This is a genomic window from Gardnerella vaginalis (assembly GCF_040427915.1).
Taxonomy (GTDB): Bacteria; Actinomycetota; Actinomycetes; order Actinomycetales; family Bifidobacteriaceae; genus Bifidobacterium; species Bifidobacterium vaginale_C.
Window position 1 is genome coordinate 517,578 of record NZ_JBETXJ010000002.1, and the last position, 13,536, is coordinate 531,113.

Sequence of the window (13,536 nt, forward strand, 5' to 3'; positions counted from 1 at the left end):
AAAGTAACACAATAAAACAAAAAATGTTTTATTGTGTTACTTTTTATTTGATAAGTGCGGGGAAGTATGGAAGAAAATTTAAATATAGATAATAAAGATAATACTCAAGAAACAATTGATGAATTAGAAAATTCGCCATTGCTAAGCGAAGTTCTAGGTGATGCTCTAGATAAATGTAAGATGTTTCACGTGAAACTTCAAAAAGAGGGCTTGCTGAGAGGATTAGTTGGACCTAGAGATATGAGTATTCTCTGGGAAAGGCATATACTAAATTCCGCAGCTGTTGTCCCTTTTATTAAGGATGCTATTAAAAATTCTAAGAAAAAATCTATAGCAGATGTAGGAAGTGGTGGCGGATTTCCTGGTATTGTTATAGCAGCATGTTTGCCTGATTGTGATGTAACATTAATTGAACCTATGGAAAGACGCGTTCTTTGGTTGAAAGAATGTGTAGAACTCATGGGATTAGACAATGTCACTATTTTTCACGGAAGATCAGATGAAATTATTGAAAAAATAAAATCTCATGATATATCACCGTTTGACGTTGTAACTTGTAGAGCTGTAGCGCCTATGACAAAACTAGCAGGGTGGACTATCCCTCTATTAAATACACATGGTCAACTGATTGCGTTAAAGGGGAAATCTGCACAGGCTGAAATTGAGAAAGCCGCAAAAATGATCAAAAAGGCTAAGGGTGTAAATCCTAGGGTTGTTGATGCTCCTGTTGTAAATGGTCTTCAATCTACAACCGTTGTATTAGTTGACAAAGCATAATTCATATTATTAATTACATATAAAATAATTCGTTTCACGTGAAACTTTAATCTTCAAATGTTTTACGTGAAACAAATATTTTTATGTAAAAATATTTGTATAAAATACATATAAAATCGTTTACTTTATTTTCTATTTTTCGTTATTTTCTTTTATATTTAGCACGTGTTTCACGTGAAACTTGTGCTCTTTTTGCTGTGTTTTATGTCCATAGAAGAAACGAAACTTGAAAATACTAAGGTTTAAATTAGTTGAATTATGGTAATTTTCCCATAGGTGGTCGGGGGTGGATGAAGTTATGGTGGAGTCAGCTGAAGATACAATTAAGCGTATTTTTGGAGATTCTGGATCTTCCTTAGGTAGTGAATTGGCTAATATATCAAGCCGATTTCATGCCATTGATGGGGTAGTTTTTCCTAAGCCTAAAGAAACGAGATTTATCGCTGTTGCTAATCAAAAGGGTGGTGTTGGCAAAACCAGTTCGGCTGTAAATTTATCTGCAGCTATGGCTATTGGTGGTTCAAAAGTTTTGTTGATTGACATGGACCCTCAAGGTAATGCTTCCACAGCTATGAATATACCTCATTCATCAGCAGATCCTTCTGTTTATGATGTTATCGAGGGAAGAAAAACTATTTCTGAAGTAAAGAAAACTTGCCCAGATATTGAAGGACTTGATGTTGTTCCTGCTTCTATTGATTTAAGTGGAGCAGAACTAGAAGTTGCGCAGATGGAAGATCGAAATAATCTTCTTAAAAATGCAGTTAATGAGTTTCTCGATAATAATAATGAGCACTACGATTATGTGTTTATTGATTGTCCACCATCTCTAGGTCTTTTAGTAATTAATGCAATGTGCGCTGCTCATGAAATGCTAATACCAATCCAAGCGGAATATTATGCACTAGAAGGATTAGGACAACTCATTAGGACAATTGGCTTAGTGCAACAACATTACAATCCTACGTTGGTTGTTTCAACAATGTTAGTAACGATGTTTGATAAACGAACTCTTCTTGGTAGAGAAGTATTCCAAGAAGTTAAAAACCATTATCCAAATATTGTTTTAAATACTACCATTCCAAGGACTGTCAAAATACCAGAAGCACCAAGTTTTAATCAAAGTGTTATAACTTATGATCCACACGGAACTGGAGCAGTGTCGTATAGAGAAGCTGCGTTAGAGATAGCAAATAAGTCTGATGCTATTTTAGCTGTGATTGACGCTAAAAGAGAGGGTAATGCACAATGAGTACAACTAAATCTCGTTTAGGCAAAGGATTAGGGGCACTATTTCCTGCACTACCTGGGGAAAATGCTCTTGTTAATGCTGAGGCAAAAAATAATGAAAATGTTTCACATGAAACATTAATACAAAAAGATGTTTTTAACGATGTTTCACGTGAAACTAAGGTTCCTAGTATTGATAAAGCAATTTCTCCACATGAAGGTCAAAATAATGTTCAAAAAGCCACCGTTTCACGTGAAACAGTGCCTCCGATTACTAATAAAAACAAGCATTCGTCAAAGCGATCTTCTATGCCATCAATTGACGATGTAACTAGACCAATTGACTTTTTCTTTGGTGATTCTGCATCTAAAACGTTTGTGTCTTCAAAACAAAAAATTGAAGAAAAGAAAATTTCTAATAAAACAATTGACGAAGAACACAACGCAGAAAATAAAGAATTAAAACCAGTTGAAGGTGGTTATTTAGCATATTTAGATCCAACTGATATTGTTCCAAATGCTCACCAACCGCGTACGATTTTTGATGAAGAAGAGCTTCAAGAATTAGCTGCATCAATCAAAGAAGTTGGAGTTTTGCAGCCTATTGTTGTGCGAAAAATTAATAACGTAGATCAAGATGATACGCATAATGCTCATTACGAATTAATAATGGGTGAGCGCAGATGGAGAGCAACTCAATTAGCTGGTCTTAAAAAAGTCCCAGCAATTGTTAGAACAACTTCTGATGAGAATATGCTTAGAGATGCTCTTTTGGAGAATTTGCACAGAGTTGCTTTAAATCCTTTAGAAGAAGCTGCAGCGTATGCTCAGATGATTGATGATTTTGGATTAACACAGGTTCAACTTTCAAAATCTGTGTCTAAATCTCGTCCACAAATAGCAAATACTTTACGTCTGTTAAATCTTCCAGCTAGCGTGCAAAAACATGTTGCATCTGGTGTGCTTTCTGCAGGTCATGCTCGCGCACTTCTTGCTTTGCCTACACCTGAAGAAATGGAATCATTGGCAAAACGAATAATTGCAGAAGGCTTATCTGTTAGAAGTACTGAAGAGATTGTGTCTATTAAAGTGGACAATAGTGATGAGTCTTCTAAGAGAAATAGGGTTCAAAGAAACAATAAGTGGGCTCATTCGCCTATTCGAAAACAACTTGAGAATATATTCTCTACAAAAGTTGCAATTAAGGGCACAGAAAACCATGGAAGAATCGAAATTGTATTTTCATCTCCAGAAGAAATGCAGAGGATTTTTGACATTTTAGTAAACAAAAAAGATTAGCGATATAAGATTAGCGATATAAACTGAAAAGCCCAGAATTACTTTAAAAGTAATTCTGGGCTTCTTGTTTCACGTGGAACATAATTTATTATTCGCTTAAATCATTTAAATAAGCTTGAGCATCAAGAGCAGCGCGGCAGCCCATTCCCGCTGCAGATATTGCCTGTCTATAAACGCTGTCTACCACATCTCCTGCGGCAAAAACACCAGGAATAGACGTTTTAGTAGACGCACCCTGTACTGAAATAGTTCCATCTGCGTTAAGAGCTATAGAGTTATTTAAGAATGAGGTTGATGGTAGATGACCAATAGCAACGAAAATACCAGATGCTTCAATATCTTGAGTTTCTCCAGTTACAACATTTTTTACCGTTACAGACTGAGCATCTTCGTTGGAACCATTTATTGATTGAACAACAGAGTTCAAAACAAATTTAATCTTCTCATTTTTGCGAGCTCTATCAATCATGATTTTAGAAGCACGGAACGAATCGCGCCTATGAATCAATGTTACAGAAGAACCAAATCTAGTTAGGAACAATGCCTCTTCAAAAGCTGAATCGCCTCCGCCAACTACAACGATTGGTTTTCCTTTAAAGAAGAATCCATCACAAGTTGCACAATAGGAAACACCTCGTCCAGAGTATTCTTGCTCTCCAGGAACTCCCAATTTTCGCACTTGAGAGCCGGTAGAAATGATTACTGCATTTGCTGTATAAGTTTTTCCGTCGTCTGTCGTAACCGTCTTCAAATCGTCCTTAAAATCTACAGACACGACATCGTTTAATATAATTTGTGCTCCAAATTTTTCTGCTTGCTTTTGCATAGCTTCCATTAAATCTGGTCCAAGTATTCCATCTGCAAATCCTGGATAATTTTCAACCTCTGTAGTGTTCATGAGTTGTCCGCCAGGAGTTAATGCTCCGGCAATGACCAAAGGAGTGTAGCCTGCGCGCGCTAAATACAAAGCTGCAGTATAACCCGCAGGACCAGAGCCAATAATTATTACTTTTTTGTTTAGTTTTTCCATAAAATATTCCTAATATTCCCAATAATCTTAATAAAATTTAGTAAATTTTTACGTAATTAATGTATAGGCTGTTTTGAGGCATAGAGTCCTCTGGAACCCACAAAATAAAGTCTTGTGCCGTAATAGGTTTTTTGAACTTTACATCTGTTACACCACTGGCATCAAAGGTAAAATCAGCAACTTTATCTCCAGCACTAGGATCATTTTTAGAATTCGCGATCAAATAACCATGTCCTCCAGAAGAACGAATTGAAACAACAAAACGATACGCTTCTTGAGGTTGAGCCAAATGCATGTAATAGCCATAACCTCTCTGGTTAGCCGTGTAATCCAAGAATTGTTGTACATCTATAGGATAAGGCGTAGTGTTAGTAGGCATTTTAGGTTTTGGAACCTGCTTTACCTTCTTATTCTTATTAAGTTTTTTATGCTTAGTTTTATTTGATTTGGTTTCTTTATTTGATTTGTCTTTCTTTGCGTTTGTATCAGCCTTAGAAACAGAATTTGAGTCAGATTTTGCCTTATTCTTAGGCGAATCACTTTTATCTTCTGGAAGAACACCTTGACTTCCAAAAGGAACATTTTCTACGCTTTGAGAATCCCACGAGTTGGATCTTGTAAAACTAGAAGGAGCATCATGAGAATTAAAAAGACTATGCAAAGATAATGCGAATACTACTACAACCAATATTGCAACAACACTGATTGCAAGAACCTTCGTTGAAATACCGCCAAAAATTTTTGCGTCTGCTATATCCACGCCATTCTGCCCAGAATTCTTCTTGGACTCCAGAGATTCCTGACGCTCATGAGGCTGGAAACTAGGAGGCATTGAAGAATAAGATGACTTTAAAGAACTGCCATCATAATCTTCATAGTCGCCATTTTCCAACTCTTCTTCGCGCAAAGCGCGTGCAGATTCTTCTCCAGGAGCAATAAAACGCCCATTACTATCTACAACTGGTACCCTACCTGTTGATTCTGCTTCCAAAGGTAAACTTTGTGGTCTAGACATCAGCTCTGTGTGTTTAGTGTTATCTGTGAGAAGGTCTTCAAAATCAAATCTTCTAGGCATTAACGGAGAAGCTAAATTATCTTTTTGTGAATAATCGTTTTTAGAATCTGATTCGTTTTCTATATTGTTATATTTTTCTGCTTCTTCATTATTTAGCGCATCAGAAGACTTGTTTTCTGAATAACTAGGAAAACTTGTGTATGTGGAAGATAGGTTGTGGAATATAGAATCATCTGCATCAAGTTCCGTAGGTGCTAAAATATTAGCCATTTCTGCGGCAGCAATATCATGGAAATCATAATCTGTTCCAGTAGAGTCAGTTTCTGTAGAAGAATCTGAATTATTATCTAAATCGTTCTTATTGTTTCTTTTAAGAAGAGCGCTTAATGCTCCTATAGTCCTTCCAGCATTTTTTAAACCAGATCCTGCTGCAGAAAGTCCGCCCGTAAAACCAACATTTTTATTGGATTTACCCTGTTTACTATCATTTAGTTTCTCAACAGAGTCAAGACTGTTATTGGACTCCTGTTCTGATAATTGATTTTCTAGCAAATCCTCATTTTGAGCTAATCCTTCTGGAAAATCAAGAAGATTTTTATCGTCTTCTGGAAGCAATAATGCATTTTGAACGGAGGCTTTACTTGTAGTTTTATCAAAAATAATATCTTTATCAGAAAGTTTTCTAACAGGAGTATAAGACCCAAGTAATGCTAATAGCTCTCCTATTGACGCCATAGGTATAATATTGGAATCTTCTGTAGAAGAAAGTCCTCTTCTACAAATCATAGAAAATTCACTAGGAACTCCATCTGTAAGCCTAGAAAGATTAAATACAGAATTATTCTGAGTGTAATTTGTTCTAGTTAGTAGAGCATATAGCAATGCTGAAAGCTGATGCGTAGCAATATTTTCTATGCTCTTATTTTGAGCTTTAGGAGAGTTAAAGTCATTACCTGAACCTTCATCGGTAGACTCTACAGCAGATTCCCCATCTTCTGCTGACTTTTTTGGCTCTTCATCTTTAATAGTCACATCTTTTAAAAGAGGGCTTATCGGAGCATCTGCCAGTTCTACTCCAGAATCAGTAAGCCTTACAGTATTCGTAGAAATAGCATAGTGTGTTATTCCGTCTGCTAACAGTTTACTAAGCGCATTAGCTGTTTCTGCAACTATGGAACGTATTGCTTCATAGCTAAGTGTTGAACTATGTAGCTTCATATAATCGCTTAAAGTTACTCCAGAATCCAGCTCGGTTATAATAATCGCGACATCATCTATATGATGAAGCTTCAAAACTGGCGTAAATTTGCGTATTCTAGACAAAGCAAGAGTAGAAGATATAGTGTTGACTTCTGGAAGAAAACGAGAATCGCGTACTATAAAAAGTTGACAATCGCGAGCAAGTATACGATCGCTAGCGTGCCATGCTTGAAGACCCGCTTCTTCGCGCAAAGGTGATACTAAAGCGTAGCGATCAAGTATAATATCTCCCAACTGAGGTTTCATCTACTCCCCGTCTTCCTACATGAGTAATGAATAATAATGCGTTACATAATAAATCCCACAAATTATTGTAACTGTAGAATCTAGTGAAACGCCCTGAGTTACTGCATTTAATTATCTTGATTTAATTATCGCTCACTGTGTTGATTTATTTTCGATCTAATAATCCTAGTATGTGCATTCTTATTATTTTCACTATGATTAGTCTGTTTATTATTTAAATTGTTTTTATTGAGGTTTTCAAGATTCAACAAAAATGGCAGTTTTACGCCTATTCTTCTAAGAATTGGATTAATAAGACCTGCCAGTTCACTTGTTCTTAAAAGTAACAAAATAGATATGTAAATAATCGCCAAAATAATGGTGATAATTGCACAAACAAAAATCGCAAGCAACCAACGACTAACACCATGAAGGTTTGGCGAATCTAAAGAAATCCATCTGTAAATAAATTCTCTAAACAAAATTCCAACAAGAATAGACACTATAGAAGCTGCAAGCACCTTTAGATGCGTAATAACAAGCTGCTTATCGTCTAAATCGTTGTTAAAACGAGATCTAATCATTTTAACAAGCGAAGGAAAAGTGAGAATATAACTAAAAGATGCGGCTGCAGCCAAAGCGGTAACCCAATAATTTGGCGGAAGGAATTGTATGCAAGAAAATACAATAATAAGTTCCACAAATAATTGTGCTGCACAAAACATAAACGGATGTTTACCGTCTTCAAAAGCGTAGAATGTGCGTTGAATAATTAAATACGCGCTAGATAAAGGCAATCCAAGCGAAAGCATCATAAGTGGATTTGCCATAAGATACGCTTCTTTTATGCTGATTGAAGGTAAAAGAGCCAAAGATATAGGCATTGGAATCACAATAAAAGCAACACTAAAGAAGTACATTAAAATGCTTACATTTCTAAGACAAGAGCTTAAATCTACACGAACTGTTGATAAGTCATGATTTGCTATTGATCTAGAAATTTTAGGAAAAACAGCGGTAGCAACCGATACGGCGATAAGCGAATAAGGAAGAATAAACATTGTGTATGCATTTTGAAAAGTAGCATTTCCAGCAACATCAAATTGACTTAACCCCAACGTTTTTTCTGCTACAGAAGGAGCACTTGTAGTTATGTGAGTAGTTGCCATTGTAGAAAGCTGGCTAACAGCCACTATTGCAAAACTCCATGCTGCAACAGGGCCCATTGAACGCAAGCCAATGCCGCTAATGCCGAAACTTGGTTTGTATCTTAGTCCGATCTTTCTAAGAGGAATAAATAAAACAAGCGCCTGAGCTGCAACACCCAAAGTCCAAAATCCTGCGGTAAGAAGCATCGTAGTGTTGTTCCAAAAACCCACTGGTTGTCTGCTTGCTCTGCCAAAAATTGCAATAAAAACGCCGAAGCCTACGCAACTGACGATATTTGCTGCAACGGAACTCCAAGCGTACATTGCAAACTTGCCTTTTGCGGCTAAAACTTGACCGAGCACGGTGTAAAGTCCATAGAAAAATATTTGAGGCATGCACCATAACGTAAAAGCGTTAGTAAGAGCAATCATGGATTGGTTTGAGCCAACATAGAGCCATGTTAAAACAGGTGTGGCAATTGCCATTAAAGCGGTTACGCCTAAAAGCAGAATAATCGCAAAGGTTATAAGCTTATTTAACCTATCTTTTGCATCTTGTTTTTCTAGAGTTTTAACGATTTGTGGAACTAAAACAGCATTGAAAATTCCACCAGACACAAGAGTATAAATAAGCTGAGGGATCATAGACCCAGCCTGATATGCATTAGCTGCTAGACCTGTAGTGCCAAGGGCTGCAGCAAGTAATATAGTTCTAACCTGACCAGTTATTCTTGAAGCTGCCGTGCCGCTTGCCATTATGATTGAGTTGCGGCCTACTGAATTCATTCGTCTGGATCCTTTTTACGGTGGAACTGCCTCCAAAGCCCCAAAATTCCAAGCGCGAAGGCAAATATTATAATAATCGTACCGCTTTTATCGCTGATTTGCAGCGTACTTGTAATCATTGTTTCTTTATGATTGTAGAAAGCGCGATGGCTTCTATCTTCTAGCCCGAAAATTGCTCTAACTTTACTAGAAGTTGTAGATCTAAGTGGCAAAATAATTTGTGTTTCACTATTTGCAGCAATCTTAACTGGAGTTTTTCTAGGAGTTACTATCTCCATCGAATTAGTGTAAGAAGTAAGATATACGCTAACAGGGTACGGATTAGTATTGCTGATTGTAATCGGCATTGTTGCTGTTTCGCTTACAAGCGTTACATCTTTTGGAGGAATAATATGTATTCCAGAAATCAAAATTTTGGATAGATTATGAGTGCCTTTAGAATCAACATTATTTGGTCTACTATCGTTTACTTCTCGTTGAGCCATAGCATCAAAAAGTTTAAGAAGATTCTTACTCCAAATATTACTGTTCTGGTTAATTTTCAGTTTTGCGTTTTGTTTTGCAAGAGATTGAACATCTGACTCATTAATGTGATGATTATTTAATTCACCGTGGTCAAGAATATTACTTATGAACTGTTTAATATTTTCTCTATCTGAAGATAGTTGATTTAGAATTGACTTTCTATTGATTATAGATTCGTTTGATATCGCACTATCTTTAGGAACTGGATTGTACCCAAGATATTCTTTAGAAAAAGATTTTGCGTTAGATAAAGATCTTAAATCTAGCAGGGAAATCCACGGAGATTTTTCCAAATTGCTTATAACAGAATCGATATAAGAAGATGGAGTATCTTGGTGGAATGTTATAAGCAAGTGTCTTGAAGAATACGGTTGTTCCATCTGATAAAACGCGCTTTGAGCAACAATCCTGTTTAGTTTGCCAGCATTAGTGTTTTCGCCAGTTGACTTACTACTTGTTGGTTTTTCGTTTGCCAAATCACTAAGAGTTTCTTGCGAGGAAAGCACTTTTACGTTTCCAAAAGAAGTCTGAACGTCATACACGCCATTCTTAACTGCAAAACGGTGCGCTAAAGCATCAAATCCGTTTGTTGCCACAACGGTCTTATAACCATTGCTTTTAGCCTGTTCTAGTGCCTTTAAGGTCCATTTTCCGCCTGTTTGAAAAGCGTATGACTCGAATTTTTGCGCTTTACCTGTATGATCTTTTGGAATTGACGATTCTTCACTCCAAGACTCAGCGTCAATACCAGATGATTGGTAGTAAGAAGAATTACTTGTTTCAGCATATTTACTTATGTCAAAACCGTTATTTTGCATAAATGCAGAAGGAGTGAAGCTAATTCCAGAAGATTTAAGAGTATTTAAATCTGCTATCGTTTGTAATCGAGGATGCTTTTGTGCAAGAGATATCAAAGAAGCAATATGCTTTATGCTCTTTTTACTTAACCTTATTTTATTGTCTTTAAATTGGTTTAAATCTTTGTTTACTTGGGAAGAGTCGCCAGCAACCGTTTTTGTGTTAGTTTTGCCCGGATTTTCTTTTTTAGTATCTACTTTAGATTCCTCTTTAGAAGCAATATTAGATTCGCTAGGTGGAATATTCATCGAAGGAGAAATATTCTTCTTGTTAATTTCATAACGCCAGTCAGACGCTTTAGCGACTATAGGAATAAGCAATGTGACATTAATCGGAGGTGTTTGTATGTTTCTAACGCCAATATTTGCTCGTGTTACAAACGATTTTACAGAAGAATAATGTTTAAAATCCGATGAAGAATACGTTACAGAAAGAGGCTTTGGTCCCCAATAAAGAATGTTAGAAAGATTAGGGCTGCTTGAATCAACATCAATTTGCGCGTTATAAGATTTGCCACGAGCAAGCGCTGGAACGCTAACTTCACCAATTAGCTGAGGAGTAGGGATTCTGGATTCGGCTTGACTCCATTTTTGCAAATCAGTACTAGACATAAACGTGTACCAAGGGTTAAATGCAACCTGAATTTTTCCATCTGGAAAATCTTGCGAACCAGTATTTTTAAGCAAAATAGTTATATGGTATCCGCTTTTGTCTGTAAGAATTGAAGTTGATTTAACTATTTGTAAAGAAATGCCCTTAGCTTTGGAATTATAAGATTCGTAATATTTTACAGAAGCTTGATTTACATTAGATGAATGGCTTGTATTCTGCGATGCTTCGTAAGCAAAAGCTGTATTTGAAACACAATAAAGCGGTGTAATAACAAGCGAAAGCACTACTAGAATTAAAGTAATACTAAATTTAAAACAAAATTGAATAGGATTTTTAAAATAAAACATTTTACGGGCGATTTTATTAGTGACTTTTTGTAACCCCCGTAATTGGTTGTTTGCAAAATCAATCACATTAATCACGATTAGACCGCCTGTTTGCCTTTTTAGCGTACATCCACGCTATCTTGCGCTCATTAGGATAACTTAACACATCGTTAAGCTCTTTGAAGTCCACCCAAATTGCATCTTCTGCCTCATGGTCTGGATCTCCAAGAACAGATAGTTCTCCACTAACATATTTCAAAGCAAAATGATGAACTAGCTTATGCACACGTTGACTTGTTCCAGTAAACCAGTAGTCAATAGTAGCAATAGAATCCACTACTTCTCCAAGAATTCCAGTTTCCTCATGAATTTCCCTAACAGCTGTTTGCTGAGGAGTTTCGCCTTTTTCTATATGGCCCTTCGGCAAGCACCATTCCATATGTCCACTTCTTGAATGACGAGCTATAATCGCGACACGCCCGAGGGTGTCAAAAACTAGTCCTCCAGCGGAATATTCTCTCACAATAGGTAAGTCTTGAGCATCTAAAGATGCAAAAGTTTTAGGACCGTCGTTAACTCTTCTCTGAGGCATTAAAGCCGGAGAAGGTGCTTCTAATGATGTTATTTGTTGGCGAGATTCCGTTATATCAACATGAATATTTTCAACGTGATAATCGCTCGAAAAGCTTGAAATATCAACGAAAATTGACTCGTCTTCTTCTGCCTGTTGAGGCTGTATTTTGCTTTTCATCCTAGCGATATCAAGTGGTGTAACTCGAATATCTGGCGTATTTTGGGCATGATTATCCGAGGCTCTGGCGAGCATGCGTCTTAAGTCTGCTGGGGTAACCATACACTCCACCTTACTCAATCCGCTGTGCATTGGGGTAACGGTATGCTGGAATATAGTTTGATTTTTGTTGAAAGGGTGTTTCCAAGCGTGTCTGTGAACTTTGAAGTTTGGCCTGAAGCCATGGAGTTGGGTAGATTATTCGCTAAACATAATTATGAGCTGGCTCTTGTAGGGGGTCCTGTACGAGACATGTTGTTGCATAGAACGTCGCACGATCTTGATTTTTGCACTTCTGCCAAACCAGAAGAATTTGAGCATATTCTTAGGAGTTGGGGGCATGATGGCTTTTGGGATATGGGTCGAAAATTTGGCACGCTTGGAGCTGTGCGTCGCAGAAAAGACGGAACAGAAGTAAAAGTCGAGATAACAACATACAGATGTGATGATTATGAGCCAGATTCTAGGAAACCAGAAGTAAAATATGGCGATACTTTGGAAGGTGATCTTTCTAGGCGTGATTTTACTGTGAACGCAATGGCTTTGCGTGTTCCAGATTTGGAATTTGTAGATCCATTCGGTGGAGCGAATGATTTAGCAAAGGGTATTCTGCGTACTCCGGTAGATCCGCGTCAATCTTTTGACGATGATCCTTTAAGAATGATGCGTGCTGTTCGTTTTGTTGCTCAACTTGGTTTCTCTATTGAAGCAAATACTGCAGAAGCTATTTTAGATATGGTTTCTAGGTTGGATATTGTTTCTGCGGAGCGCGTTCGCGATGAAATAACAAAAATGCTGCTTTCTGCTAATCCTCGTGCTGGTATTGAAGCTATGGTCGAGTCTGGTATTGCAGATAGGGTTTTGCCAGAGATTCCTGCATTGCGCTTAGAAATTGACGAACATCACAGGCATAAGGATGTTTTTGAGCATACAATGATGGTTCTTGAACGAGCAATAGCTTTGGAAACAGATGACGAAGGTGCGGTTCCTAGACCTGATTTGACTTTGAGACTTGCTGCTCTTTTGCATGATATTGGCAAGCCTCGCACTAGAAAATTTGAAGAAGGCGGAAAAGTAAGTTTCCATCATCATGATGTTGTTGGAGCTAAAATGACTCGCAAACGCATGAAAGCTCTTCATTTTGATCACCATATTATTGATGATGTAAGCGAGCTTGTGAATCTGCATTTGCGATTCCATGGATATGTTGACGAGCCTTGGACTGATTCTGCTGTACGCAGATATGTTAAGGATTCAGGACACTTGTATGAGAGATTAAATCGCCTAACACGCGCGGATGCAACTACACAGAACAAGCGTAAATCGCTCATGTTTGAGCAGGCTATGGATGAGATGGAAGAGCGAGTTAAAGAGCTTAAAAAGCAGGAAGATTTTAACGCGATTCGCCCAGATCTAGATGGCAATGAGATTATGCAATTGCTTGATTTGAAACCTGGTCCTATTGTTGGTAAAGCATATAAGCATATGTTGGATTATCGCCTTGATAACGGTCCAGTAGATCACGATATTGCTGTTGAAGAATTAAAGAAGTGGTATTCCAGCTTAAATAAATAGCTTAAATAAGTAAAGTTTTATCATTCAAACTTTATTTTGCTTTATTTAACATCCTTGATTTAACATCATGTAGTTGAATA

General features: G+C 37.2%; 9 protein-coding genes. 4 read left to right on the forward strand and 5 right to left on the reverse strand.

Features of this window, described 5'->3' with window-relative positions:
- Positions 1-66: 66 nt before the first annotated feature.
- From rsmG to ABVC65_RS02095, 3 genes are all read left to right on the forward strand, one after another.
- Entirely contained in the window at positions 67-777 is a 711-nt protein-coding gene (rsmG, locus tag ABVC65_RS02085; protein ID WP_353582489.1) for a 16S rRNA (guanine(527)-N(7))-methyltransferase RsmG, read from the forward strand.
- A gap of 298 nt (positions 778-1,075) precedes the next feature.
- Positions 1,076-2,029 carry a ParA family protein gene (locus ABVC65_RS02090; protein WP_353582490.1) on the forward strand — a complete coding sequence of 318 codons (954 nt, stop codon included), beginning with the start codon at positions 1,076-1,078 and terminating at the stop codon, positions 2,027-2,029.
- A complete protein-coding gene (locus ABVC65_RS02095) occupies positions 2,026-3,306 on the forward strand; it encodes a ParB/RepB/Spo0J family partition protein (protein ID WP_353582491.1) in 1,281 nt (426 codons plus the stop codon). The genes ABVC65_RS02090 and ABVC65_RS02095 overlap by 4 nt, the downstream gene beginning before the upstream one ends.
- Before the next feature lie 88 nt (positions 3,307-3,394).
- On the opposite strand, the gene trxB is transcribed toward ABVC65_RS02095, so the two are convergent.
- The 5 genes from trxB to ABVC65_RS02120 form a co-directional block, all read right to left on the reverse strand.
- Positions 3,395-4,336, reverse strand: a complete 942-nt coding sequence (trxB, locus tag ABVC65_RS02100) for a thioredoxin-disulfide reductase (protein ID WP_353582492.1) — start codon at positions 4,334-4,336, stop codon at positions 3,395-3,397.
- A gap of 37 nt (positions 4,337-4,373) precedes the next feature.
- On the reverse strand, positions 4,374-6,857 hold the full coding sequence (locus ABVC65_RS02105; RefSeq protein ID WP_353582493.1) for a kinase: 2,484 nt from the start codon (positions 6,855-6,857) through the stop codon (positions 4,374-4,376).
- Between the two features lie 125 nt (positions 6,858-6,982).
- Complete coding sequence (gene murJ, locus ABVC65_RS02110; protein ID WP_353582494.1) at positions 6,983-8,770, reverse strand: murein biosynthesis integral membrane protein MurJ; 1,788 nt, start codon at positions 8,768-8,770, stop codon at positions 6,983-6,985.
- Entirely contained in the window at positions 8,767-11,187 is a 2,421-nt protein-coding gene (locus ABVC65_RS02115; protein WP_353582495.1) for a DUF6049 family protein, read from the reverse strand. The genes murJ and ABVC65_RS02115 overlap by 4 nt, the downstream gene beginning before the upstream one ends.
- Positions 11,180-11,944, reverse strand: coding sequence for an NUDIX domain-containing protein (locus ABVC65_RS02120; protein ID WP_004114048.1), 765 nt, complete (start codon positions 11,942-11,944; stop codon positions 11,180-11,182). The genes ABVC65_RS02115 and ABVC65_RS02120 overlap by 8 nt, the downstream gene beginning before the upstream one ends.
- A 42-nt stretch (positions 11,945-11,986) precedes the next feature.
- On the opposite strand from ABVC65_RS02120, the gene ABVC65_RS02125 reads away from it, so the two are divergent.
- On the forward strand, positions 11,987-13,456 hold the full coding sequence (locus ABVC65_RS02125) for a CCA tRNA nucleotidyltransferase (protein WP_353582496.1): 1,470 nt from the start codon (positions 11,987-11,989) through the stop codon (positions 13,454-13,456).
- The last annotated feature ends 80 nt before the right edge of the window (positions 13,457-13,536 follow it).